We start from the raw sequence: 26,225 nt of genomic DNA on the forward strand, positions 1-26,225 counted from the left end.
TGAAATACTTAGTTTAAAATGATCAAACTTTTTAATACTCTAAGCAAAAAAGTTGAGGTTTTTAAGCCTATTGATGATGTAGTAAAAATTTATTGTTGTGGAGTAACTGTTTATGATTTATGTCATCTTGGTCATGCCAGAAGTTATATAGCTTGGGATGTATTGAGAAGATTTTTAATTTACAGTGATTTCAAAGTAAAGTATGTTCAAAATTTTACAGATATAGATGACAAGATCTTAAAAAGAGCGAAAGAAGAAAGCAGTTCAATGAAGGAAGTATCTGAAAAGAATATTATTGAATTTCATAGAGATATGGATTCTTTAGGGATAATGCGTCCGGATAGTATGCCAAGAGCAACGAATCATATATGCAATATCTGCTCTTTCATAACAATCCTTGAGGACAAAGGTTATGCATACTCTAAGGATGGAGATGTTTATTATTCTGTTTTTAAAAACAAAAATTATGGAAAGCTAAGTAATCAAAATATAAAAGAACAAAATATCAATCAGCAAGGAAGAATGGATAATGAGGAAAATAATAAAAAACTTAATCCTCAAGATTTTGCACTATGGAAAAAAGCCAAAGATGATGAACCATTTTTTGATTCGCCATGGGGTAAAGGTAGGCCAGGATGGCATATTGAATGTTCGGCGATGGTTAAAGATGAATTAGGAGATACTATTGATATCCATTTAGGTGGTTCTGATTTGATTTTTCCACATCATGAGAATGAAATCGCCCAATCAGAAGCAGCCAATGGCAAAAAGCTCGCGAACTATTGGTTACACAATGGGATGGTCAATGTAAATGGACAAAAGATGAGTAAATCCCTTAAAAATTTTAAAACTATCAGAGAGCTAATTAAGTCAGGTATAAGCCCTATGACTTTGCGATATTTTGTTATGACTGTTAATTATAGAAAACCACTTGATTTTACTGAAAAAGCTTTAAGGAGTGCTTCAGATGCTTGGAAAAATATTAATGTAGCCCTTTCTTTTATGGACCTTACAAAAGGTGCTTTTAGATCTATTGATAAAAATGAATCTATCGAAGAAGAATATAAAGAGAAAATAAGTTTTGAATTATCTCAAAAAAAGCTTAAATTTTATGAGGCTCTGGGAAATGACCTTAATACCGCAGGTGCTATTGCAATTATTTACGATTTAGCGAAACCATTAAAAAACTTTTTAAACCAATTTCAAAGGGTTGAAGGTTTTAAAATAGAACTAAATGAAAAATTCTTTCTAATTGAGAATTTTAAAGCTCTTGAAAAGTTGACTGAGGTGCTTGGTCTTAAAAAAGAGGTTTTAGTAAAAGAAAGTAAAATAAAAGAAGAAGAAATATCATCGCTTATTAATGAAAGATTGAAAGCAAAAAAGGAAAAGAATTATTCGAAGGCTGATGAAATTAGGAATTTGTTAAAAGAAAAAGGTATTGAACTTATTGATCAATCAAAGGAAATAACAAAATGGATAAGGGTCTAAATTTTAAGAAAAAAACCAATTTGAAATTTTTGTTTTTTAAATACACCTTTAAATGGGAAGATATTAGAAATATCAGAGAAATTTGAAATACATTACTGTGCTCGGTTCGACTGGTTCAATAGGGACTCAAACTCTCGAAATAGCTAGTGAGCAGCCTTATAATTTTAAAGCTGTAGCTCTTTCCGCAGGAAGAAATATTAATTTATTAACTGAACAAGTTAAAACACATAAACCAGAAGTAGTTGCAATTGAGGATGAAAATCTTATAGAAGATTTAAAAGATAATATTAATAACTTAGATTTAGATAGTGCTCCCTTGGTGTTGGGTGGAAAGGAGGGGATTAACGCAGTTGCAGCATGGGACAAGGCAGATACTGTGGTAACAGGGATAGTAGGCTGTGCAGGCTTAATTCCAACAATGTCAGCAATTAATGCCGGGAAAAATATTGCACTTGCTAACAAAGAAACTTTAATTGCGGCAGGGCCAATTGTTATTCCTGCATTAAAGAAAAATAATAGTAGGCTTTTACCTGCTGATTCAGAACACTCTGCTATCTTTCAATGTTTACAAGGATTACCTAATTATGAAAATGCAGATTTTTCAACAGGAGAGACGCCTACTGGTTTAAAAGCCATACATTTAACAGCCTCTGGTGGTGCTTTCAGAGATTGGGCCGTTGAGGATTTAAAGCATGTCACAGTGGAAGATGCGACTTCACATCCTAATTGGGATATGGGAAAAAAAATAACTGTAGATTCTGCAACTCTTATGAATAAAGGATTAGAAGTTATTGAAGCTCATTATTTATTTGGGACTTCTTACGAAAATATCGAAATAGTTATCCACCCTCAAAGTATTATTCATTCAATGATTGAGATGGAAGATTCTTCAGTATTAGCTCAATTAGGTTGGCCAGACATGAAACTTCCTATTTTATATGCAATGAGTTGGCCTGAAAGATTTAAAACAAATTGGAAAAGATTAAACCTAAGTGAAATTGGAAAATTAACTTTTAAAGAGCCAGACGAGTTTAAATATCCATGCATGGGACTTGCCTATGCCGCAGGAAGATCTTCTGGGACTATGCCTGCAGTTTTAAATGCTGCTAATGAAATGGCTGTTGAACAATTCCTTAAAGAAAAAATTTCTTTTCAAGAAATTCCAACATTTATAAGTAAAGCTTGTGAATCACATATGGAGAATTTGAATTTGAGTCCAGAATTGGAGGATATTCTTGAAGTAGACAATTGGGCCAGACTTTTTGTTAAGCAAGAAATTAAAAAAGGGAAAAAATACGTAAGTATTGGATAAACTCTTTTACTTTCTGATCCCTTCTACTATTTCTTGTGAAATGACATAGAAATACAAAATTTTTATACTGGATCGGATACATCCAATAATTTTATAATGTGTTGTAAATTTTTAAATTTGTTTATAAATCTCATTAATCAATGGTCTTTTAATTTCAGGCAATATTTTGCCATACCCTACCCAAATAAATCCTATTATTTCCTCTAATAAAGGATCCATATTAAGGATATTATAAATTCTTTTACTTCTAATTATTTCTCCAGAAGACCATTTAATATTAACTCTGCTCGAAGCAAGAGATATTGCCAAATTTTGGATAGCACATGCACAAGCTGCGTAATCTTCCTTTTTTATTAATTCATCTTTATTTAAAATTTGACTTGAAATTAATAAATGAGAAGGATTCAGAAATTTATCTCTAATAATTTTCTTGGAATTCTCATCTAACAACTTTTTTGATGATTTAATATCAATTGCTAGTTTTAAGATTTCATTTCTTTTGCTTATGCCAATTGAATAAAATCTCCAAGGAAAAGTTAATCTGTGACAGGGAGCCTGATTTGCTGCATTTATAGCATTATAAATTAATTTCTCGTCAACTTTTTTTGAATTAAAAGCATGAACAGTTCTTCTCTCAAAAATAGCGGCATTTGTATCCATAACTAAATAATAATAGCTTACTAAGCTCTAAAAAAAAGGGCTAAACGATCCTTTTAGCACTTTCGCTGTGGGTTGTTCATACGCTCTTTTTTTGTTTAGAATCGTGGCAAAACGATTTTGAATAGGTCTAAAGCGATATAAAATGATTTAGAGAGAACCAGAACCAAGCTTTTCTAGATATTTATCAGTATCAAAATCCCTTAAATCAATAGTAAAAACTTACTTTCTAAGTTGTTGCACTACGGTATTAGCATTAATTCTTATCATATAGTCCTAGATACTGACAAACCAATTCTTTACAGCTTCATCTGACCAGCAGCCATTTATAGAGTGAAAACCATTATGACCTCCTTTTTTAGTTATTAAAAAAGTAAATTTATCTATAGATTCTTTTCTTAAATTCATAGTGGTCTTATATGGAACCCAAGGATCATCTTTAGCATGAATAAAAAGCATTGAAGGTAATTTTTTTATTGATTTCTGAATTCTAAATATTGGAGAAGCTTTAAAATAATAATCTTCTAAAGAATTAAATCCCCAACTAGGAGCTGTAAATTTTTGATCAAATTCTCTTATACTTTTTAAACTTCTAATTGTTTTACTTAATTTCTCGTTTTTAAGAATTTTGCCCTCATCATTATATCCATCCCATAATTGATTTTTTAAGCGGTGAAGTAACCATTTTTGGTAGACATAATTTCTAGGTTTTTCAATACAGAGACTACATGATGATAAATCTAAAGGACTACTTACGCAGGCTAGACCATCTAAAAGTCTTTCTCCATTGTTTTCATCATAATCTAAGCAGGCATTTAAAAGAATTGTTCCACCTAAAGATAATCCAACTCCGTATATCGGAAGACTGTTATTTCTTATAATCAAATCTTTAAACTTTGAATTAATTAATTTTTTAAAATATTTAATTGTTGAAATAACATCACTGGAGCATCTAGCACAATAATTTCCTTTAGCCAAATATCTCGCAGACCCAGATCCTCTTAGATTTAATTTAAGAACTCCAAAACCATTTTTTGCTAATTTCCTAGAGATTCGTCTTAAACCAAACCTTTTAGTTGAACCCCCTAAACCATGTGTAACGATAACAAAACCCTTTAAAGAGGTTAAGTTCTCAGGTAATTCTAAAAAACCCAGAAGGTAATCACATTCAAATTTTTCAGAAAGAATTTTATTAATCGGAAAGAATATTTTTTTATTTTTTATTGATTTACCAAAATCAATAACAAAAGTATCTCTCAAAGTTTGTAAATCGCCACCTATCCAAGGTAAGACTTCTTGAAATGGCTTATTTTTTAAGTAATCTGAAAAACTAAAAGATATACTATTATTTCTCACCAACTCCAAGATCCTTTAATTCTCCAATTAAATCACTCAATACCTTCTTTGCATCACCAAAGACCATTGAAGTATTTGGCAGATCAAATAAATCATTTTTTATTCCGGAGTAACCTGCACTCATACCTCTTTTAATTACAAAAACCGTTCTTGCTTCCTGCACATCAAGAACTGGCATGCCATATAAAGGAGAAGAACTATCATTTTTAGCCTGAGGATTAACTACATCATTTGCTCCTAAAACTAAAACAACATCGGTTGCTGGAAAATCAGGATTTACAGCATCCATCTCTTTAAGTTGTTCGTAAGGAACATCTGCTTCAGCTAAAAGTACATTCATATGTCCAGGCATCCTACCTGCTACAGGATGTATCGCATAAACAACTTCAATACCATTTTGCTCAAGTTTTTTTGTCACTTCTCTTAAAGTATGTTGGGCTTGAGCTACTGCGAGACCATAACCAGGAACAATTATTACCTTGTTAGCTGCCTCTAAAGTCAATGCACATTCTTCAACACTACAAGAAGTTATATTTGTGTATTCTCCTGATCCAGAAGAGGCTGTAGTTTGTGCAGATAAAGATCCTCCAAAAAGAACTGAGACCAATGATCTATTCATACCCTTGCACATTACTTGAGTAAGTATTAGACCTGCTGCTCCAACCATTGCACCTGCCACTATCAAAAGCTGACTATCAACAACGAAACCTGCTGCTGCTGCTGCGATCCCTGAATAGCTATTCAATAAAGATATAACAACTGGCATATCGGCTCCACCAATTGGCAAAGTCACTCCTATACCTAACAAAGAAGAAACTATAACTAAAAGCCAAATAGAACTGGTATTGCCGTTTATCAAGTCAAGAAAGGCTATCAAGGAAGCGACTACAAAAACAATATTTACAAAATGTCTAACTTTGCTCTGAGTCCATCCTGGAGTTGACAACCAACCCTGTAACTTTGCCATTGCCACAATTGAACCAGTGAAAGTTATTGCACCTACAAATATAGAAACAGATATAGAAACTTGGTTAATAAGTGACTTAAAAAAATCAAAATTTTCTAGACTATTAGAAATAGGAAAAACAGCCACTCCCAAGGCCACTAAAAGTGATGACATTCCACCACAACCATTAAACAATGCAACTGTCTCAGGCATGGAAGTCATCGGTACTTTTTTTGCAAGTATTGCTCCGAGTAAACTACCTATAATTGATCCAATTATTATCCAAATCCAAGACTGAATAGTAATTCCAGATGTACCCAAATAATAGGATAGTAATCCTATTACTGATAGGGACATTGCAAATGCAGCTAATCTATTAGCATCCCTAGCTGATTTTACTTTTGACAATCCTTTTATTCCCAAAGCAAGAAAAAGAACAGCTAGAAGGTCAATAACGAATTTAATGATTACGGGTAGATTCATACTAAAAATTACTTTTTATTTGATGGTTTACGGCTAAACATTGCGAGCATGCGATCAGTTACGAAGAAACCTCCCACTACATTGAAAAGAGCGAATCCAAGAGAAACTGAACCAATAATTAAAAGCGGAACGTTACCTTCTGCTTTCACAATTAAAGTCAATGCTGCCAGCATTGTTATTCCTGAGATTGCATTTGCTCCACTCATTAAAGGTGTATGAAGAGTAGGCGGAACTTTTCCTATTAACTCTAGGCCTAATAAACTACCAAGTAAAAGGACCCAAAGGAGACTTATAAAAGACATAATTTTAAAACCTCAATTTTCAAAAACTTTATTTTGAAGGACAACTCCTTCATCGCTTAATAAACATCCTGAAATTAGCTCATCCTCTTTATCTAATTTAATTACACCATCTTTTATAAATGGTGTAATCAAAGATGTTAAGTTCTTAGCATAAAGTGAACTCGCATCATAAGGCACTGATGAGGGTAATTCGCCAGCCCCTATAAGTTTTACTCCATCTTTGATAATAGTTTCATTTGATTTTGTTCCTTCGCAGTTACCTCCTTGTAAAACTGCCAAATCAATAACTACTGCTCCAGGTCTCATTTTTTCAATCATTGGAGAGTCTATTAAAACAGGAGCCTTTTTACCTAGAACTTGCGCAGTACAAATAGCGACATCAGCTTCAGATAAATATTTAGTTAAAGTAGCCTTCTGTTTTGAGAGGAATTCAGGAGTTACGGCTTTTGCATAACCCCCTGACTCGCCTGGTTTTTCGTCCACATCAGGAAGTTCTATAAACCTTGCCCCGAGTGACTCTACTTGCTCTTTAACAGCAGGTCTGATATCTGATACAAAAACTATGGCACCAAGCCTTTTTGCAGTAGCGACTGCTTGCAATCCTGCAACACCTCCACCAAGAACAACTACTTTGGCGGGTTGAACAGTTCCTGCTGCAGTCATAAGCATTGGGAAATATCTATCCAACTCACTTGCAGCTAAAAGAACTGCTTTATAGCCTGCAATATTAGCCTGTGAAGAAAGAACATCAGAAGATTGAGCTCTACTAATTCTAGGCAGCAACTCTAGTGATAAAGCTGAAATCCTATTACTACTTATAATCTTAAGAAGCTCCTTATTACCATATGGGTTAAGAAGCCCAAGAAGAACAGCGCCTTTCTTTAATTTAGTTAAATTATTTTCAGAGGGAGTTTGAACACAAAATATGATGTCCGCTTCACCCCAAATGTTTTGATCTAAGTCACTAATTATTGTGCCGCCAGACTCTTTATATGATAAGTCACTAAATCCTGATAATATTCCTGCTGAACTTTCAATATAAACATCACATCCTAGGCCTTTTAATTTCTTTACCGCTTCTGGTGTAGCTGAAACTCTCCTTTCACCAGAGCTTGTTTCGGAAGGAATAAGTATCTTTGTCAATTTATTTATTTTTTTAACATCCTAAATATAAATTGAAGAAAGTCAAAAGTCTTGGATTTTTGTTAAAAATATATTTTCTTTTCTTAAAAAAATAGCTATGTAGAATATATGCATTAAAAATCCAATGAGTATAAAAGCAATCGAATGTCCTGATGGAGTATGTCACAGCCATCATGGTGGTCATGCTGTTCCCAGACAAGCTATGCAGAAAAATCTAGAAAAGCATGGTAGAGACTGGTGCGAAAAATTAGCAGAGAGAATTTATGAAATGTCAGTTGATACTTATTCACAGACAGTAATGCCTAGTCTCCACTCGGCAGGTTGGCAAAGAAGACATTTAGATTGGGAATTCAAACTAGCAGAAAATGATTCTGAACCTGATGAAGCTCTTGTTGAAGGGATTATCAATGCCACAGAAAGCTTTTTAAGGAGTAGTGAAGTTCATCGATTATTTATTCAGGAATTAGTCCAGGGAACATTTGAAGAAGCAAATGACAAAAAAATAATTTCTAAAGCCATAAAATCTATTATTGAAGAGGAAATTGTTAGTTCACTAAGAGAGAAGAAAGAAATTCTTTTGAAGAAAATATCTACAAAATTAGTATCAGAAGAAAAAGTTAGCGAGGAACTTGCAATAAATTCAGCCAAAGAGGGTTTTGAGGAAGTTGAAAGGCTACTTGCTAATCACAGCGAGGCGGTTTAATCCTAATTCTTTATATTTTCTTTATAATTTCTATTAAAATCAGCTCAAATATAAACTAAACATTAAATTATTGTTTGGAAGTACAAAGTTGTAACTTATTAAACAGTAAATATATTATTTCATGTGTTTATCTATATACAACATTCTAAATTTTAATGGAAAACTTCATTAGAAAAAGGATTGATATTGCCACCTGTTGGGCTACCAACAGAATTATTGCAATGGATACCCTAGAAAGATATGAAGACAGTTATGCAATCGCAGAAGAATTTAGAGAGTGGATATTACATATTGGGGAAAAGAACGAAAATTTAAAAGATTCTGTTTTAAATTTCCCAAGGGAATTAAAAGAATTATTAGACCAAAAAGTCAATGATTAAATAATAAATCTATCCTGTGAAACCCTACCTTCATTATTTGGGTTTATTTATTATTATTAGAAGTATAATTTGCAAATAAATGGAAAATAAAGACAAAAATTCAAACGTAGAAAATATTGTAATTATAGGCTCAGGCCCTGCAGGTTATACAGCTGCAATATATGCAGCAAGAGCAAATCTTGAACCTTTGCTTGTAACAGGTTTTAATTCAGGTGGAATTCCTGGGGGTCAATTAATGACGACAACATTTGTTGAAAATTATCCAGGATTTCCCGATGGAGTACTAGGCCCAGAATTGATGGACCTAATGAAGGCTCAAGCAGAAAGATGGGGTACGAATTTATATGAAAGTGATGTTGTTTCAATCAATACAGGATTACATCCTTTTGAATTAAAAACCTTAGAAGGTACTATAAAAACAAACTCAATTATTGTTGCAACTGGAGCAAGTGCTAATCGATTGGGTGTGATAAATGAAGACAAATTCTGGAGTAAAGGAATAAGTGCTTGTGCGATTTGTGATGGAGCAACTCCGCAATTTAGGGATGAAGAATTAGCTGTCATAGGGGGAGGGGACTCTGCATGTGAAGAAGCAGCATATCTCACAAAATATGGGAGCAGAGTGCATTTGATTGTTAGATCAGAGAAATTAAGAGCTAGCGCAGCAATGGTTGATAGAGTAAAAGCCAATCCAAAGATAGAAATCCACTGGAATACTCAAGTAGAGAAAGCTAATGGTTTAGAATGGCTTGAAAAGATAGAAACTATTGACTCTAAAGGAGAAAAAAAGGAAATCAATATAAAGGGCCTTTTTTACGCAATAGGACATACACCAAATACAAAGTTCTTGGGGGATAAAATTGATTTAGATAATAAAGGATATATCGCTTGCAAATCAGGCAGACCAGAAACATCTATTGAAGGTATTTTCGCGGCAGGTGATGTTGTTGATTCAGAATGGAGACAAGGAGTTACTGCTGCAGGAACAGGATGCATGGCAGCATTAGCTGCTGAAAGGTGGCTAGCGGAGAAAAACTTAGCAAAAACCATAATCAGAGAAAAACCGGAGCCAGAAAAAAAACTTAATTCATCAGATTTTAATGAAGAGGAAGTCAATGAAGATACCTTCGATTCAAACTCTGAGTGGCAAAAAGGTAGTTATGCATTAAGAAAACTTTATCACGAGAGTAAAAAACCTATCTTAGTTATTTTTAGTTCTCCAAGCTGCGGTCCATGTCATGTTTTGAAACCTCAATTAAAAAGGATAATTAAGGAACTTGATGGTGCAGTGCTGGGCGTTGAAATAGATATTGATAAAGATCAAGATATCGCAAAACAAGCTGGTATTAATGGCACACCAACAGTTCAACTTTTTAAAGAAAAATTATTAAAAAAACAATGGCAAGGAGTTAAACAAAGAAGCGAATTTAAAGAAGCGATAAAAAATATTATTTAAAATTATCTTTAGACTTATTTATTCCTCTTAGGATTATTTTTATTAGTCGTAGGTCTACCACCACCTGCATTCCTCTCTCTATAGGTAATCCTCCCTCTAGAGAGATCATAAGGACTAATTTCCACTAATACTTTATCTCCAGCCAATAGTTTAATTCTAAATTTAGTCAATTTCCCTGCGGCTCTGCACAAACATTGATGTCCTTCAGGTTGCTCTAAGGTAACCAAATAAAATCCATTCCCCTGCTCTTTTTCTATTACACCAGAAGTTTCAATCATTAAATAATTCTTTTCTAGATTTATATTATCAGAAAAACATTGGCCAAAATTAATTTCAGAAAGATTACCTTATTAAAATAAGGAATTCAATTTAAATTAAAAATTTAATTTCATTAATTATTTGAAGTTGCCCATAATAAAAATTAGCTTTGGCAATTTTATCAGAATCTTCTAATTGATCAAAAAATACAAATCCAAGAGTTTCCCATAATGAAGTTCCGCAAACGTTATTCAATTCATTTTTTGCTTCTTTTGCAAAATTATCCAGTTTTCGTTCAAGATTTTTAGATTTAGAAACAGACATAAACATTTATTAATTCATAGTACAAAAATACTACACAATCCCAGAAATGCAAGGCTAAAAGGGTAATCTCTTTTTTTCTTCAATATTTAAATCTACTTCCATTTCTTTTAGTCTTTTAAGTATTTGTTGGTAGTAATCCTTGATATAACTCTCTAGTGATGTCATATCTTCTTTTTTAAGATCCAATATTTCGTAGGTTTTGCTCATGTCAGCATCTAATGATTCTCCACTACTCGTTACTTCAGCAAAGGCTAATCTTTCAGCGACATTCAAAGAATCCTGAAAAAAAGATACAACTTTTTGAGTAACAGTGATAAGAAAAGGTGAAACCCTAAATATCTTTGCCTTTTTATTACTAAATTTCTCACACAAAGAGATCACTTCATTAGAATCCCAAGCGGCAGGACCAACTAATGGTAAGGAAGTTCTATGAGTTTTCGGGTTATTTACTGCTGATACAATCAATTTTGCCATATCTTGAGTATTCATATAAGCAATTTTCGTTGGAGTTCCACTCATCCATACTGCTTGACTGTCTAAGATTGGAATAGCAAATTGACCAATAACTCCTTGCATAAAAGCTGCACACTTAAAAATTGTATATTCCAGATCAGATTTCTCAAGAAGTTTTTCGGTACAAAACTTAATGTCCATTAATGGAATATTCCTAAATTTTTCTGTATGTAGTATTGAGAGAAAAATTACCCTTTTTACATTTAAGGATTCACAGGCATTGAATAAGTTAAGTTTTCCATTCCAATCTATGTCATAAATACTTTTTGGATCATCAGGTCTACTGGTTGCCGCATCGATAACTACTTCAATATCTTGCAAGGCATACTCAATATCAGGAGAATTTAATAAATTACCTTTTGTTAGTTCACAACCCCACTCCTGTAGAAAAGAAGCTTTTCTTGGGTTTCTAACAAAGCATCTTACTTCATGTCCATCTTCTATAGCTTGCTTTGCTATTTGCCTCCCAAGAGTCCCTGTTGCTCCTACTAAAAGAATCTTCATATTTAAGATTTACTAAACCTGTAGACAATAACTTACTTTGTTATGTATTCGTGAGAATCAATCTCCCTGAAACTTTAATAATAATGCACCACCAACCAATCCTATTGGTATCAATATCCAAAAAACAGCCGCAATACTAAAAATTTCTTTAGCCATAGTAAAATTTAATCATTACTATAATTTACATTCAATATACATTTATTTGTTAAAAAAGTAGATAATGCAAATATCTTGAAAATTTTTAAATATATGACTAATAACTTTAAAAAAGAAGATATTAACTTTCCTAATTACTGGAATTGGAATGGTTTTAAAATTTGTTGGAGTGTTACAGGCGAAGATAATAAAATTCCAATTATCTTTCTCCATGGATTTGGAGCTAGTCGAAAACATTGGAGACACAATTTAGATTATTTTGCAAAAAGGAATTGTGCCTCTTATTCTATTGATTTGATAGGATTTGGTGATTCTGATCAACCTGGGATAAGACAAATTGAAAAATTAAATAATGAGATTTGGTGTAATCAAGTGAAAGATTTTATTAAACAGGTCATAAGGCCAAAGAATTCTGGAAAAGTTATTCTTATTGGCAATTCCCTTGGATCATTAGTAGCCTTAACATGTGCTGTTTCATTAGAGGATCAAATTGCAACAGTTATTGCATCTCCTCTACCAGATCAAATTCATGAAAACAAAAAGTCGATAACAAATAAACCATTATTTAAGAAATTTAAAAATAGATTTATAAAAATATTTTTTATTTTTTTTCCTTTGGAGATTATTTTATTTTTAATAACCAAATTTGGTGTTATAAGACTGGGTCTAAATTCTGCCTATTTCAAGAAAGATAATATTGATCGCGAACTAATAGATTTAGTAACAAAACCAGTTTTAAGAAGAACTTCAGCTAGGTCATTAAGAGCAATGTGTATTGGAATGACTTCAAGAGATGAAAAATTTCAATCTTCTTACCTTTTAAGTAAACTCAGCGCCTCAAAAAAAGTTCCTTTTTTATTAATTTGGGGAAATAAAGATAATTTCATTCCTTTGTTTCTTGGTAAAAAGATTGCAAATTTCCATAGATGGGTAAAATTAAAAATAGTATCCAATTCAGGGCATTGTATCCATGATGAAGATCCTTCAATATTCAATAGGATTTCTTATGAATGGATTAGAGATTTAAAAACCTTTTAAAATATGAAACATACACTATCAGTTCTTGTAGAAGACGAATCTGGAGCTTTGAGTAGAATCTCAGGTCTTTTTGCTAGAAGGGGATTCAACATAGATAGCCTCGCAGTAGGGCCTGCAGAATCTAAAGGAATCTCGAGGTTAACCATGGTTGTAGAAGGTGACGATGAAACTCTTCAACAAATGACTAAGCAACTCAATAAGTTATTTAACGTTCTTGGAGTTGTAGATTTTACTAATCTCGCTGCTGTCGAGAGGGAATTGATGTTACTAAAAGTTTCATCGAAAGAAGATACTAGAAGTAATATCTTAGATATAGTTCAAATATTCCGTGCAAAAGTTGTTGACGTTTCAGATATAGCCTTAACGCTCGAAGTAGTAGGAGATCCTGGTAAGCTAGTTGCTTTAGAGAAATTACTCGAACCTTATGGCATTCTTGAAATAGCAAGAACTGGCAAGGTGGCGTTAAAACGCTCTTCCGGAGTTAATACAGAAATGTTAAAAATCAACAAATATTCACTAGAAATTTAATTAGATATCTTGACTTTTTTAATAAAGTCTTCTTTGTTGATCTTTTCAAGTACATCTAATCCTTTAATAATTTTTCCAAAAATTGAATATCTTCCATCTAGTTCTGGAATCTCATTAGTTACAAAAAAAAATTCAGTAGAGGAAGCTTTGTTCTTACCGTTCCTAACCATGGCGATTGAACCACTTTCAAAAGTATTAACTAAATTATCAGTTTCATTCGGATTTTTTATTTGATAGTTATATCTTGGATTAATTTCTTCTTTAAATTTTATCTCTAAAGGTATTGAAGGAGTTTTCTTATTTAAGGTTTGATTTTGTTCAATATAAAATTTATTTTCTGGATTGACACCCCCGTGTATAAATTTTAGTTGGGGATAATATATTACTTTATAAAATTTTTGATTTTCATAAATATTATTTTCTATGTTTTCTATAAAGTTTGATACGGTAACTGGATTATCTTTACCAAATAATTTAACCTCGAAATCGCCTTTTGAAGTTCTAAAAAGAACTATTTTATTAGCTTTGATACAACTGAATTTAAGTTTTTGGCAGTAATAATTTGAATCAATCTCATTTTTTAAACTACAAGCTTGTAACAAGAACAAGACTTGAATGAAAATTAATGCTTTTAATAAATATTTTATTTTTATTTTAAGCCCTCCAAATTAACACTTAAAAATTTAGCCAGACGCGCTCCTTCTTCTTCAACTTGAAGTAGTGGTTTAAGTTCACCTGCTCCGCTTAGAGGGAGAGGTTTTTTTCTACCTTTGAGTACTAAAGCAATTCTTCTTCTAGGATTAAATCCCTCACTTATATCCAACTTAACTGATTTAATTTCATCGAAATTCAATTTTACTTCAATCTCTTTAAATAATCCTTTTCTTTTGATTTCTATAGATTTTGATGATTTATCAAATGAATTACTTCCTGACCCAAAGTTTATGTAAACCAAATACCATAGATAAAAATTCAATAAATTGGCTATTATTCCATATGCACCCATTATTATTCCTTGAGGTATAAACAATAATGTTGAAGGATTTCCCAGAGGTAATAGATCCCTTCCTAAATAGCTAGATATAGAAGCCAAAAGAAAACCAATACCCCCAATCGTTAGCATTCCACCAATGATATAATTAGAAATTTTTCTTGATCCACCAATTTTTTGTTCGATTTTATCAAAAGACGTGAGGTCTGAATTCATTTTTATTTTTTTTAGAGCCTAGTTCAGATAATTTAACAAAATAAGGGGGTATTCTTACCTAATTTTTAATAAAAAAGTCAGGAAAGCTTTACAAGGCATTTCAGATATACAAATATTTCCCCACATTACTCTCAATCTTTGTTAAAGTCACTGCGTATCCCGAAGCTAAAAACGATTTCTCATGACGATCGCAGTTGGGAGCGCCCCACAAAGAGGATGGTTTGATGTCCTCGATGATTGGTTAAAGCGCGACCGCTTTGTATTTATTGGTTGGTCCGGACTACTTCTACTCCCTTGCGCATATCTTGCTATAGGTGGTTGGTTCGTCGGAACAACATTTGTTACCTCTTGGTACACACACGGAGTTGCAAGCTCATACCTTGAAGGTTGTAACTTTTTAACAGCAGCTGTAAGTACCCCTGGTGATGCCATGGGACACAGTCTTCTATTTTTATGGGGTCCTGAAGCCCAAGGTAGTTTCGTAAGATGGCTACAACTTGGAGGTCTTTGGAACTTTGTTGCATTACATGGAGCATTTGGCCTAATTGGTTTTATGCTTCGTCAGTTTGAAATTGCTGGCCTTGTTGGAATTAGACCCTACAATGCATTAGCTTTCTCAGCAGTAATTGCAGTTTTCACAAGTATTTTCCTTATTTATCCTTTAGGACAGCATAGTTGGTTCTTCGCACCTTCATTTGGTGTTGCAGCAATCTTCCGTTACATCCTTTTCATTCAAGGTTTTCACAATATCACTTTAAATCCTTTCCACATGATGGGAGTTGCTGGAATTCTTGGTGGTGCTCTACTTTGCGCTATTCATGGAGCTACAGTACAGAACACACTGTATGAAGATACAAGTATCTATACAGATGGTAAGGTTCAAAGTTCGACATTTAGAGCTTTTGATCCAACACAAGAAGAAGAAACTTATTCAATGATCACAGCGAATAGATTCTGGAGTCAAATCTTCGGTATTGCTTTCTCAAACAAGCGTTTCTTACACTTCTTGATGTTATTTGTACCTGTTATGGGTATGTGGACATCTTCAATTGGTATTGTCGGCTTAGCACTAAACTTAAGAGCTTATGATTTCGTAAGCCAAGAAATACGTGCAGCAGAAGATCCAGAATTTGAAACTTTCTATACAAAAAATATACTTTTGAACGAAGGTATGCGAGCATGGATGTCTTCTGTGGATCAACCACACGAAAACTTTGTATTCCCTGAGGAGGTTCTTCCACGTGGAAACGCCCTTTAATAATTTATTAAGAGCTCCAAACCAAAGTATTGAGGAAACTGGTTATGCCTGGTATGTAGGTAATGCTAGATTAATCAATTTATCTGGACGTTTATTAGGAGCTCACATTGCTCACTCTGGACTAATAGTCTTTTGGGCGGGAGCAATGATGCTCTTTGAGGTTAATCATTTTACTTTTGATAAACCAATGTGGGAGCAAGGCTTAATCTGTATGCCACATGTCGCAATGTTTGGTTATGGAATAGGTCCTGGTGGTGAAGTTACTGATATCATGCCTTTCTTCCAGGCAGGCGTGGTTCACTTGATAGCTTCTGCTGTTCTTGGTTTTGGTGGTATTTACCATTCATTAGCAGGTCCAGAAAAACTCGAAGAAGATTTTCCATTTTTCTCTACTGATTGGAGAGATAAGAATCAAATGACAAACATTCTTGGATATCATTTGATTGTTCTAGGTGTAGGTGCATTAGCATGGTCAGTTAACTGGTGTTTTATTGGCGGTGCATATGACACATGGGCACCTGGTGGTGGTGAAGTCAGACTTGTTAACCCAACTTTAGATCCAAGAGTTATTCTTGGTTATCTATTTAGATCTCCATGGGGAGGAGCCGGTTCAATAATCGGTGTTAACTCCATTGAAGATATTGTTGGTGGACATGTCTATGTGGGTGTAACTGCAATTATTGGAGGAATATTCCATATCTTTACCGAACCTTTTGGATGGGCACGAAGAGCATTCATTTGGAACGGTGAAGCACTGTTAAGTTATGCACTTGGTGGGATTTGTGTAGCAAGTTTTATTGCTTCAACATTTATCTGGTTTAACAACACTGCTTACCCTTCAGAGTTTTACGGTCCAACAAACGCTGAAGCTTCACAGGCCCAAAGCTTTACTTTCCTTGTGAGAGACCAAAGAATTGGAGCCAACGTAGGTTCAACAATGGGACCAACAGGTCTAGGTAAGTATCTCATGAGATCTCCTACTGGTGAAATTATATTTGGTGGCGAAACAATGAGATTTTGGGACTTCAGAGGTCCATGGTTAGAGCCTTTAAGAGGCCCTAATGGATTAAGCCTTGAGAAAATCCAAAATGATATTCAGCCCTGGCAAGTAAGAAGAGCTGCTGAATATATGACTCATGCTCCTAACGCTTCTATCAACTCTGTTGGTGGAATCATTACAGAGCCTAATGCTGTTAACTTTGTCAACTTAAGACAATGGTTAGCTGCAGCTCAGTTCTTCCTAGGATGGTTTACATTCATCGGTCACCTTTGGCATGCTGGACGTGCTAGAGCAGCCGCTGCCGGTTTCGAAAAAGGAATTGACAGAAAGAGTGAGCCAGTTCTAGAAATGCCTGATTTAGATTAATTTCTATCTCATCAAAAAAAGCCCTATCTTTTGATAGGGTTTTTTTTGTCAATTTTATTATCTATATAAATTTTCTCTTAGCCATGGCAAACTTAAACCCATTACATTACTGAAACAACCCTCTATTTTTTCTATATATTTGCCTCCTATACCCTCTAAGGCAAATCCTCCTGCACAATATAAAGGTTCATTTGTATCTACATAACTCTTGATTTCCCAATCTTCCAAATTAGAAAAATAAACTCTTGAACTTACTGTTTTTTTTATTATTTCAGTGATTTCAAAAATTTTGGAAGTTGAATGAAAATGCCCAATTATTAGAGTATGACCAGTATGTAAAAATCCAAATTCTCCAGACATTTTTTTCCATCTAATAAATGCCTCCTCTTTATTAGATGGTTTTCCATAAGCTTCTCCTTTAAATTCAAAAATTGAATCGCAACCAAGTATTTCCAAAGGACCATAATTAAATTCTTCGGGCAATGATATGTTTTGAATATTTTCAGATAAACTATTAGCCTTTTGAAAAGATAATTCCAAAGCTAAATTAAATATATTCTTTTCTTGAATAGTAGTTTCATCAAAGTCACTTGATATTTGGATAAATTCGATTTGACAATTTTCTAGTAATTTCTTTCTAGATTGAGAAGCAGAGGCTAGAATTAACACAAATTTTTTACCAAATTATAATTCAATTTAATAATCAATAAATTTATAAATTAATATAAATTACTAATGGAATTAGAAGCAAAATTACATGAAATAAGGAAACCAATAATGGTCCTAGGTACTTCCAGTGGAGCAGGGAAATCGTTAACAGTTACTGCTATTTGCAGGATTCTTAAAAATTTAGGAGAAGAACCAATACCTTTTAAAGGACAAAATATGAGTAACAACGCTTGGATTGATTGGGAAGGTGGAGAGATGGCATATTCACAAGCACTTCAAGCTTTTGCTTGTGGTATTAATCCCTCTGCAGAGATGAATCCCATTTTATTAAAACCACAAGGAAACTCAACAAGCGAGTTGATTCACCTTGGCAAAAGCATAGGGACCACAACCGCAAAAAATTACTATAAAGATTGGTTTATTCCTGGTTGGGAAGTAATTAAAAAAAGTTTAAAGTCTATTTACGAACGTAATCCGAATTGCCGTCTAATTATCGAAGGGGCTGGAAGTCCGGTAGAGATGAATTTGATTCATAGAGATCTTACTAATTTAAGAGTTGCCAAGTATTTAAATGCAAACTGCATTTTGGTTACTGATATTGAAAGGGGAGGCGTATTTGCACAAATAATTGGTACTCTTGAATTAATGAAGCCTGAAGAAAAGAAGCTTATTAAGGGAATTATTATAAATAGATTCAGAGGAGACCTTTCATTATTTGAAGATGGGAAAAAATGGATAGAGAATAAGACTCAAATCCCTGTTATTGGAATTATTCCATGGTTAAATGATTCATTTCCTCCAGAGGATTCTTTAGATTTAATAGAAAAAAAATCACTTTCTAAAAATCCTGAAATCAAAGTTGGAATTATAAAATTACCATCTATTAGTAACTTCTCGGATTTTGATCCACTAGAGAATGAAGAAACAATATCAATTGAATGGATTAGAAAATCACAAAACCTAAGTAAGTATGACTTCATTATTCTGCCAGGCAGTAAACAAACGATTAAAGATCAAAAATTTCTTGAAAACTCTGGCTTATCTCAAGATATAAGGGATTATTCAAATAACGAAGGAAATATTATTGGAATATGTGGAGGTTTACAAATGTTAGGGACTACACTTGAAGATCCTTATTTTAAAGAGGGTGCCAAAAATTATTCTGAACAAAAAATTAACGGTATTGGATTACTGCCATTAAAAACGACTTTCTTTAAAAAAAAATTAACACGTCAAATCAACTCTAAATCTATATGGCCATGCCAATCAGAAATTAATGGATTTGAAATTCATAATGGTCAAACTGTATTAGATGACATCCAATGTTCATTAAAGATTAATCCTATTTTTGAAGATTCAGATCTTGGTTGGTACAAAGAAAATAATAAAGGCGGAACTATTGCAGGAACATACATTCATGGGATCTTTGAAAATGACATTTGGAGAGAGCAATATCTTAATTTAATAAGTAAGAGTAAAAATCTACCAATATTAAATAAGAAATCAATATCTTATAAAGAGAAAAGACAATCTATTATTGATAATCTTGCAAATGAATTCCACAAACATTTAAATCTCAAATCATTTTTAAGTTGAAAGAAACAAATATAAAAGTAATATGGCCAAACAATAAAGAAACATTAGTTTCAGAGGGAGATGATTGGTTCTCTTCTGCTGAAAAAGCAGGTTTAGAAATACCGACTGGCTGTCTTACAGGAAGTTGTGGAGCCTGTGAAATAGACGTAAATGGTGAAACGATAAGAGCTTGTATTAGTGATATCAAAAGTAATAAAAAATGTTCATTAAAAGTTTCTTTGACTACAGATCCATTTTGGGAAAACTAAATTTATTTTCTTTAATATAAAAAATTCAACCTCATACCAAATCTGAATTCATTATTTTCAAGAAGTTGTCCAATATCTTGAATACCTGGAGCATTAGAATAATATAAATCAACTGACTTATCCTTTGCATAAGAATATCTAAATGCATAGGTTGTATTTAAATCAGAATTATTTTTTAATGAAGTATTTATTTCTGGAATAAACTGTAAATTTTCCAATAAATTTATATTACTTGAGATACCAAGACCTCCCAAATTTTCCACCCCACTAAAAAAATATTTAGGGCTAATATTTAATACCAGCCATTTATTTACCCTAAAAGTATTTATTAATTCTGAGAACATGTATCCTTGATGGTTTGCACCTTCGTTCCTTCCTAAAGATGTTCTTAGTGTCATCCAAAAAAGATCATTCTTTTGAGGACTAAAAAGTAGTAGCTTCGCTCCGAATCTATAATTAAAAGTATTTTCGTTCAAATATACGCTTTGCAATGAGGAGTTATCCTTATTGATTAAATTGGTATCATTAAAAGAACCAGTACTTAATTCTAATTGAAATAAATTAGATAAAGAGTATCCATAAAAAGCAAATAAATTTCCTTGTTCGTCATAATTAAAATTTATCTGACTAATACCTCTTTCAGGGAATAATGCATTATTTACCGTCAATCCTCCAAAAAGTAATAATTTATTTTCTTTTTCTAGTGGAACAAATTGAGTATCAATCAAAGAAGGTTTATATTTCCCACCTAAGAAATATAGTGGCTTATTATCTGAGGGAATTGTTAACAAAGAAGTAGATGGTGTACTTCCATATCCATTAGTAATTTTGCCTTCAATGCCAATAATAGGATTCACATCCCAATTAAAACCATAGCTATAAATAGAATTCCTATGGAACTTTAGATTTTCATCGAAGCTATTATCTCCAGGACCAACTATATTTGTATATGAACCGATCAATTGAAAATTATTTGCAATATCAAAGTTTATGCCTGACGCTAAAAAGTAATTATTCCCGTAAAAGTTTTTCCCGATATTTTTATCTCCCAATTTGTCTGGAATAAAAGTCATTCCTGGAACAATAGAGAATTTTATTTGATTATTTAATTGCCTAGTGAATGGGAAAGAAAATGAATAAATAAATTTCTCGTATCTATCATGGCCAAACGAATTATCGGTCTCGTTATAAATACTTTTTTTATTACCATTTCCACTACTAACAACCCAATACTCTAGGGAGCTTGAGAAAGCCAATGAATTTTTAGAATCTTCAGACTTGAAAATTTGATTCTTATAAGCGAGTGCAATACTTGCCCAATTATTTGGAATCAAGTCTCCATTAATCAAATTATAGAGTGGATCATCAGTCTCAGATAAATAAAGTGAAAACAAAGAGTAATCGCTTAAACCATAATGAAATTTAAGTCCATAGTTTTGATGTCCAGTTCCACCGCCTGCACCCCCACTAAATGCTGACACCAAATTACTGGACAAAATAAAATCACCAGAATCCAGGAAATTATTTAAAGGAATATGTGGTAAAATTTCGAGTAATTCTTGTTTATTTGCTTGCTGATTTATAAATTTAGTTTTTTCTGTTTTCTTATTAAATAATTTTTTATCTGAACTATTATCTATATTATTGTAATTTTTTCTTTCAAAATAAATCTCATCATCATTATATGATTTCCAAATAATATTTTTCAAATTATTTGATTCTTTGTCATCTATCCTCTCCCACTTAATTTGTTTATCACTTTGTTCTTTATTAATTTTCTCTGCTAAAACATCAAGTAAATTAAATAATTGACTGAATACAAATAGGTAAAATATCAACCTCATTTTAATAACTTCAAAGAATTGCTTGATAATTTCCAATTATATGCAAAAAAAACTATATTATTCAAACTGAAGTTTTCCAAGATAATAATTCTTAAGGTTAAAAGACTAATCTTTTAAATAGTTCAACATTTCAGTTTAAATTCATATCTCAATACAGTGAGACAAAAAGTAATTAAAATGAATTTTAAAGAAAATTATGCTTCAAGAATAAATTTCACTAAACATTCCCGATTATTAAATAAAGAAAAATATAATAAAAAAATGAGCCTAAAATGTATTTATTAAGATTACTTTGTTTTTGGTTTTTGAAGAGGCAATAATATAGCTTCCAAAAACGTGAGGTATTATTGGAAAAGATCTCATGATCAAAATATAAAAACCTCTAAAACTGATATTTCTCAACTTTTTGAAGATATCTGACGATTATTTTTTTGTATATAAATAATGAGAGGGTTAAATTCCATCTCGAGGAATATGGGTAGATACTGGACGAATTTATACTCAAAAAAATTTAGTCTATAAAGGTTTATCTATGAAGGTTTGCTGAAAGCACCCTTGACCTTGAATACATATTTGTAAGGTATCACCACGATAAAACCATGCATTTGAAACAGCAAACTTATTATTTTTTGAGATACTAGAAGGAAGCATTCTTAAATTAATTGGATTGCAATCTGCAAGATATCCTTGCTCTAAACGTACATTCCCAACTGCGGTTGAATAAGAATCACATATATTGATCACTGCAGAAATTTCTGAATTTGTTTGGTTCTCAACATCAACTTTCCATATAATCTCTTTATTTGTTCCATTTTTGGGAAGATAGTAGAAATCTCTAGAAGCTCTCATCTTAGTAATAGTCAAATCGCCAATTTTATAGGGCAATTTTAATGTCTTTTTGCTTAGTGCAAGATTTAAATTTGCTTTCCTTTGATTACTGTTTGTACTTGTTTGGGCACTTGAAGTATTGTTCAACTGAGATCCTGATGAATTCTTATCATTATTCTTGCTAACTAAAAGAATAATTAATATTGCCCCTAATGCAATTCCAACTTGTTTTGGTCTACTTAAACTTTTGAATTTAATATAAGGAGATTTTAAAATGTCGAGTAGTTTTTCTTTATTGATCATTATATGATTTAAAAGTAATTTACTAATATTAATATATTTTTATAAAATTAAATATTATCAATACTCAATATTTAATTTTTAGATACTGAACTATTGAAGAATTATTCATATTAAATAAATTCACTTCCACAACTTAAACCCGCTGCGACTTTACTCTTTTCATGATTTTGTTGAAGATAAATCGGGATAAATTCCTTATTAAGATCTCTGCAGTTTTCAGGTAATGAATTTGTTAGATCTTTATCAAAAATGCTGGTTTTTCAACGTAGAGGAATTCTGGTTGAGACATTATTTAGACGTTTACCCTTTTATGACCTGAAAGAAGATCTTGAGAAAGAGAGTTCTTAAGTAATAGATTAACCTTTAATTTATTCCTAGAATATTTTATTAATTCCTCAATTGCTTTTAAAGAACTAACAATCTGATTTTGCTCTTCAATTTTTGGTAAAGGTATTCTGATTTTCATAACATCTGATCCTGGCAAATTAGAAACAGTTCCTTTACGAACAAACTTTTGTATTTGTCTTTTTGCAATTTCAGATTGAAGAAAATAAATACAAAAATTTGAGTTTACTTTTTTATTAGGTTCTAATCTAATAGCATATGCACTACATATATAAGGGATATTTTGTTGATTAAATACAGCAGAACAACCACATTCAGCTGTAGTTATCATGACGATATCTCCATGATTCAGAGAATGATTTGAGATCATCTCCGTATCAAGTTTTGCAAGCGGAACTTGTTCATAATTAATATTAAAATTTTCAAGTATATCTGTTCCTCTAATTGTTTTAACATTACCGTCTTGAGCATAATTACTAGCATTGAATCTTGGACCATAAGTATTTTTGCTAAAGATATCTTTGAAATCAACAATATCCCAATTGTTAGGAATCTTTCCTAATTCAGAATCCTTAAAAATATAATTTTTTATACCCTTTTGAATCAAATTATTAATTAAAGAAATTTTTAATTTTTCTAATTTCTTTATTTTTAATTTTATATTTTCAATTAATTTATCTATCCCAGAGAGTATTTCAGCAATCTTCTTCTGCTCGGGGAGAGGGGGGAGTTCAATTTTCACAAACTCTGTAAATTTGCTGTTAAGTCCTGGTTGGGCTGAACCAGTTATTAATAACAAAATCTGTTTTTTTGCTAATTCTGAGTTGAGATAGTGAAATAAAAATTCCTGATCTGCAGTTCCATTTTTGCAACGAAGTCGAAACAAATGCTCATTGATTGTTGAAATCTTTTCCCCCACTGGTCTGTTGTAAATTGCAGTTTTACCAGTATTTGCACCATCCTTATTGATTAAAACATCTTTATCATCAAGAATACCTTTGGTCATCCCTAAAGCAAACTCATTAGGAACCGTTCGGACTTTATCGTATAACATCTCACCATTCATAGATATATTTTCGCCTCCATAACTGGGCACGCCTTTATTATTCTCTCCAATTCTGACGCCACCTTTAGGACGAGAACCGCTCTCAATAATAAAGAGAATTTCTTTTAGCGTCGTTGATTTCCATTCACTCATATCCCAAGTCCTTTAGGAATTCATGAATCTTCGCCTCAGATTCTCTCACCTCAAAATTTATCTGAGCAAGTGAAATTGCATATTTATCCCACCATCTTTCGACTTGCTCAACAACAGAATCAGATACTTCTCCAAGAAGTTGTCTAATTTGAGATTTATCTATTATCTCATCTTTAAACTTCATGTATTCTTCATCCTTGGAGACTAAAACAATACTTAAATCAAATCCACCAAGAACTTCTTGTATATATTCATCTTCAATTTCTCTAATTGGAATTCCGCCATCCAATATCCCTTTTACGTCAAAATTCTCAGTTGGCAGAGAAGTATCTGAGTACCTTCTGATGTTGAGATTATGATCGTTCACTTTAATTTCTTCTAAAGAGATAATTTTAGAGAAGCGTTTAATTTCTACGTAAGAATTAAAACAATTGACTATCTTCTCTATATCTTCATCTCTTAAGTTATTTTGATTTTTACCTTCCTGATATTCAAGTTCAGCATTAATAAATAAAACCTTACCTTTTTTAAAAGCATCTTTCTGTTTATTGATAATCAAAAGTGCTGCTGGTATGCCTGTTCCATAAAAAAGTGATGAAGGGAGACCAATAACTGCTTCCAAAAGATCACTATCAAGAATTCCTTTTCTAATTTCACCTTCTGAAGCACCTCTAAACAAAACTCCATGAGGAACCACAACTCCCATTATTCCTTCATTATTTAAAGAAGCGATCATATGTTGAACAAATGCCAAGTCGCCAGCATCTTTTGGAGGCAGTCCGAATCTATATCTTCCATATCCATCTTCTTCAGCGATATCTCTACCCCATTTCTTCAATGAAAAAGGTGGATTTGCGATCACTCGATCAAATCTCATTAATTCACCATTCTCAATATGTTGTGGATCACCAAGAGTATCTCCTTTTCTAATATCTGCTCCACGAACTCCATGCAAAAACATATTTAGTTTACATATTGCCCAAGTACTTAAATTCCTCTCTTGACCAGAGAGCATAAGATTTGAAGGGTTTTCTCCATTTCTTGTTAGATAATTTCTTGTTTGAACAAGCATTCCACCTGAACCACAAGTTGGGTCATAAACATTCATACCCGCTTTTGGTTTTATAAGTTCAACCAATAATCTCACGACCTCACTTGGGGTATAAAATTCACCACCTTTTTTGCCTGCTGAATCAGCAAACATCTTGATCAGATATTCATATGCAGCACCTAGTAAATCAGGTCTATCAAAATCAGAAGTTCTTAATCTATATTTCGAGTAATGAGATAAAAGATCCCTCAGTTTTCCATCGCCGAGTTTATCTTTAATGTTGAAATCAATGGATACCAATACACCTTCAAGTGTAGGATTTTGTTCTTCAATTGCTTCAGTTGCCTTATTAAGTTCTGAACCTAAATCATGTTTTAGGTCTTTCAGATTTTTCCATCTTGCAATTTCAGGTACGAAGAATGTTTTGTCGTACTCATCTTCCTCTGACGCAAATTGTTCTGCTTGCTGCTGAGTTTTACCAGTATCTAAGTAATGTTTAATAACATTTTCTCGCTCCTCATCAAAAGCATCAGATAAATGCTTTAGAAATAACATTCCAAATATATAATCTTTAAATTCAGAAGCATCTAAACTGCCTCTCAAAATATCGGCACTTTCCCAAAGGAATGCCTCTAATTGTGAAAGAGTTAATTTTTCAGTTAATTGAGTGGAAGTAACGCTCACTTAAAACTCATTTTTTAATATTTTATCCTTCTTTTTTTAGATGTCTTTTCTAATGCTTACAATTGACGTTAAATTTGTTAG

General features: G+C 32.4%; 27 protein-coding genes. 11 read left to right on the plus strand and 16 right to left on the minus strand.

Annotated features, from left to right (window positions below):
* Window positions 1-18 precede the first annotated feature (18 nt).
* Both cysS and EU92_RS07905 read left to right on the plus strand, forming a co-directional pair.
* Window positions 19-1,488: a cysteine--tRNA ligase gene (cysS, locus tag EU92_RS07910; RefSeq protein WP_032512892.1), complete on the plus strand. Its 1,470-nt coding sequence runs from the start codon at window positions 19-21 to the stop codon at window positions 1,486-1,488.
* Window positions 1,489-1,570: 82 nt separating this feature from the next.
* Entirely contained in the window at window positions 1,571-2,800 is a 1,230-nt protein-coding gene (locus EU92_RS07905; protein WP_032512893.1) for a 1-deoxy-D-xylulose-5-phosphate reductoisomerase, read from the plus strand.
* Between the two features lie 111 nt (window positions 2,801-2,911).
* Here the strand turns inward: EU92_RS07905 and EU92_RS07900 are convergent, their stop codons facing one another.
* The 5 genes from EU92_RS07900 to EU92_RS07880 form a co-directional block, all read right to left on the minus strand.
* Window positions 2,912-3,460, minus strand: coding sequence for a nitroreductase family protein (locus EU92_RS07900; protein ID WP_032512894.1), 549 nt, complete (start codon window positions 3,458-3,460; stop codon window positions 2,912-2,914).
* 273 nt (window positions 3,461-3,733) lie between these two features.
* Window positions 3,734-4,822: an alpha/beta fold hydrolase gene (locus EU92_RS07895; protein ID WP_032512896.1), complete on the minus strand. Its 1,089-nt coding sequence runs from the start codon at window positions 4,820-4,822 to the stop codon at window positions 3,734-3,736.
* The gene (locus EU92_RS07890; RefSeq protein ID WP_032523505.1) at window positions 4,803-6,242 is read right to left on the minus strand and encodes an NAD(P)(+) transhydrogenase (Re/Si-specific) subunit beta; all 1,440 of its coding nucleotides are present in this window, start codon (window positions 6,240-6,242) and stop codon (window positions 4,803-4,805) included. The genes EU92_RS07895 and EU92_RS07890 overlap by 20 nt, the downstream gene beginning before the upstream one ends.
* An 8-nt stretch (window positions 6,243-6,250) precedes the next feature.
* Window positions 6,251-6,544, minus strand: a complete 294-nt coding sequence (locus EU92_RS07885; RefSeq protein ID WP_011863273.1) for an NAD(P) transhydrogenase subunit alpha — start codon at window positions 6,542-6,544, stop codon at window positions 6,251-6,253.
* 12 nt (window positions 6,545-6,556) lie between these two features.
* Window positions 6,557-7,687, minus strand: coding sequence for a Re/Si-specific NAD(P)(+) transhydrogenase subunit alpha (locus tag EU92_RS07880; protein ID WP_032512900.1), 1,131 nt, complete (start codon window positions 7,685-7,687; stop codon window positions 6,557-6,559).
* A gap of 124 nt (window positions 7,688-7,811) precedes the next feature.
* Here EU92_RS07880 and EU92_RS07875 point away from each other — a divergent pair, with 124 nt between their 5' ends.
* The 3 genes from EU92_RS07875 (at window position 7,812) to trxB (ending at window position 10,226) form a co-directional block, all read left to right on the plus strand.
* Window positions 7,812-8,390: a hypothetical protein gene (locus EU92_RS07875; protein WP_032512902.1), complete on the plus strand. Its 579-nt coding sequence runs from the start codon at window positions 7,812-7,814 to the stop codon at window positions 8,388-8,390.
* A 155-nt stretch (window positions 8,391-8,545) separates the two neighbouring features.
* A complete protein-coding gene (locus EU92_RS07870; protein ID WP_032512903.1) occupies window positions 8,546-8,770 on the plus strand; it encodes a hypothetical protein in 225 nt (74 codons plus the stop codon).
* Between the two features lie 79 nt (window positions 8,771-8,849).
* A complete protein-coding gene (gene trxB / locus EU92_RS07865; RefSeq protein ID WP_032512905.1) occupies window positions 8,850-10,226 on the plus strand; it encodes a thioredoxin-disulfide reductase in 1,377 nt (458 codons plus the stop codon).
* Between the two features lie 14 nt (window positions 10,227-10,240).
* Here the strand turns inward: trxB and infA are convergent, their stop codons facing one another.
* The 4 genes from infA to petM form a co-directional block, all read right to left on the minus strand.
* Window positions 10,241-10,504: a translation initiation factor IF-1 gene (gene infA, locus EU92_RS07860; protein ID WP_032512906.1), complete on the minus strand. Its 264-nt coding sequence runs from the start codon at window positions 10,502-10,504 to the stop codon at window positions 10,241-10,243.
* 91 nt (window positions 10,505-10,595) lie between these two features.
* Window positions 10,596-10,808 (minus strand): hypothetical protein, encoded by a 213-nt coding sequence (locus tag EU92_RS07855; protein ID WP_032512907.1) that lies wholly within the window; start codon window positions 10,806-10,808, stop codon window positions 10,596-10,598.
* A gap of 54 nt (window positions 10,809-10,862) precedes the next feature.
* Window positions 10,863-11,825: an NAD(P)H-binding protein gene (locus EU92_RS07850; protein WP_032512908.1), complete on the minus strand. Its 963-nt coding sequence runs from the start codon at window positions 11,823-11,825 to the stop codon at window positions 10,863-10,865.
* A 57-nt stretch (window positions 11,826-11,882) separates the two neighbouring features.
* Window positions 11,883-11,981, minus strand: a complete 99-nt coding sequence (gene petM / locus EU92_RS0108725; RefSeq protein ID WP_011132786.1) for a cytochrome b6-f complex subunit PetM — start codon at window positions 11,979-11,981, stop codon at window positions 11,883-11,885.
* Window positions 11,982-12,074: 93 nt separating this feature from the next.
* Here petM and EU92_RS07845 point away from each other — a divergent pair, with 93 nt between their 5' ends.
* Window positions 12,075-13,019, plus strand: a complete 945-nt coding sequence (locus EU92_RS07845) for an alpha/beta fold hydrolase (RefSeq protein WP_032512909.1) — start codon at window positions 12,075-12,077, stop codon at window positions 13,017-13,019.
* 3 nt (window positions 13,020-13,022) lie between these two features.
* On the plus strand, window positions 13,023-13,547 hold the full coding sequence (gene ilvN / locus EU92_RS07840; RefSeq protein ID WP_012008031.1) for an acetolactate synthase small subunit: 525 nt from the start codon (window positions 13,023-13,025) through the stop codon (window positions 13,545-13,547).
* On the opposite strand, the gene EU92_RS07835 is transcribed toward ilvN, so the two are convergent.
* Both EU92_RS07835 and EU92_RS07830 read right to left on the minus strand, forming a co-directional pair.
* The gene (locus tag EU92_RS07835; protein WP_342665542.1) at window positions 13,544-14,155 is read right to left on the minus strand and encodes a peptidylprolyl isomerase; all 612 of its coding nucleotides are present in this window, start codon (window positions 14,153-14,155) and stop codon (window positions 13,544-13,546) included. The two genes, ilvN and EU92_RS07835, sit on opposite strands and share 4 nt — an antisense overlap.
* Before the next feature lie 41 nt (window positions 14,156-14,196).
* Complete coding sequence (locus EU92_RS07830; RefSeq protein ID WP_032512912.1) at window positions 14,197-14,754, minus strand: photosystem I assembly protein Ycf4; 558 nt, start codon at window positions 14,752-14,754, stop codon at window positions 14,197-14,199.
* Window positions 14,755-14,935: 181 nt separating this feature from the next.
* Here EU92_RS07830 and psbD point away from each other — a divergent pair, with 181 nt between their 5' ends.
* Window positions 14,936-16,012 carry a photosystem II D2 protein (photosystem q(a) protein) gene (gene psbD / locus EU92_RS07825; RefSeq protein WP_032512913.1) on the plus strand — a complete coding sequence of 359 codons (1,077 nt, stop codon included), beginning with the start codon at window positions 14,936-14,938 and terminating at the stop codon, window positions 16,010-16,012.
* A complete protein-coding gene (gene psbC / locus EU92_RS07820) occupies window positions 15,996-17,378 on the plus strand; it encodes a photosystem II reaction center protein CP43 (protein WP_032512915.1) in 1,383 nt (460 codons plus the stop codon). The genes psbD and psbC overlap by 17 nt, the downstream gene beginning before the upstream one ends.
* Before the next feature lie 57 nt (window positions 17,379-17,435).
* Here the strand turns inward: psbC and EU92_RS07815 are convergent, their stop codons facing one another.
* Window positions 17,436-18,047: a nucleoside triphosphate pyrophosphatase gene (locus EU92_RS07815; RefSeq protein ID WP_032512917.1), complete on the minus strand. Its 612-nt coding sequence runs from the start codon at window positions 18,045-18,047 to the stop codon at window positions 17,436-17,438.
* A 66-nt stretch (window positions 18,048-18,113) separates the two neighbouring features.
* On the opposite strand from EU92_RS07815, the gene EU92_RS07810 reads away from it, so the two are divergent.
* Window positions 18,114-19,643, plus strand: a complete 1,530-nt coding sequence (locus tag EU92_RS07810; RefSeq protein WP_032512918.1) for a cobyric acid synthase — start codon at window positions 18,114-18,116, stop codon at window positions 19,641-19,643.
* Window positions 19,640-19,891, plus strand: coding sequence for a 2Fe-2S iron-sulfur cluster binding domain-containing protein (locus EU92_RS07805; RefSeq protein ID WP_032512919.1), 252 nt, complete (start codon window positions 19,640-19,642; stop codon window positions 19,889-19,891). Before EU92_RS07810 ends, EU92_RS07805 begins: the two co-directional genes overlap by 4 nt.
* A gap of 11 nt (window positions 19,892-19,902) precedes the next feature.
* On the opposite strand, the gene EU92_RS07800 is transcribed toward EU92_RS07805, so the two are convergent.
* The 4 genes from EU92_RS07800 to EU92_RS07790 all read right to left on the minus strand — a co-directional run bounded on the left by EU92_RS07800 (window position 19,903) and on the right by EU92_RS07790 (window position 26,144).
* The gene (locus tag EU92_RS07800; protein ID WP_032512949.1) at window positions 19,903-21,735 is read right to left on the minus strand and encodes a hypothetical protein; all 1,833 of its coding nucleotides are present in this window, start codon (window positions 21,733-21,735) and stop codon (window positions 19,903-19,905) included.
* Between the two features lie 516 nt (window positions 21,736-22,251).
* Entirely contained in the window at window positions 22,252-22,866 is a 615-nt protein-coding gene (locus EU92_RS07795; protein ID WP_032512920.1) for a hypothetical protein, read from the minus strand.
* Window positions 22,867-23,158: 292 nt separating this feature from the next.
* Window positions 23,159-24,409, minus strand: a complete 1,251-nt coding sequence (locus tag EU92_RS09370) for a restriction endonuclease subunit S (RefSeq protein ID WP_052045045.1) — start codon at window positions 24,407-24,409, stop codon at window positions 23,159-23,161.
* A complete protein-coding gene (locus EU92_RS07790) occupies window positions 24,402-26,144 on the minus strand; it encodes a type I restriction-modification system subunit M (protein ID WP_032512921.1) in 1,743 nt (580 codons plus the stop codon). Before EU92_RS07790 ends, EU92_RS09370 begins: the two co-directional genes overlap by 8 nt.
* Between the last annotated feature and the right edge of the window lie 81 nt (window positions 26,145-26,225).

This window comes from Prochlorococcus marinus str. MIT 9107 (genome assembly GCF_000759855.1).
GTDB lineage: Bacteria > Cyanobacteriota > Cyanobacteriia > PCC-6307 > Cyanobiaceae > Prochlorococcus_A > Prochlorococcus_A marinus_N.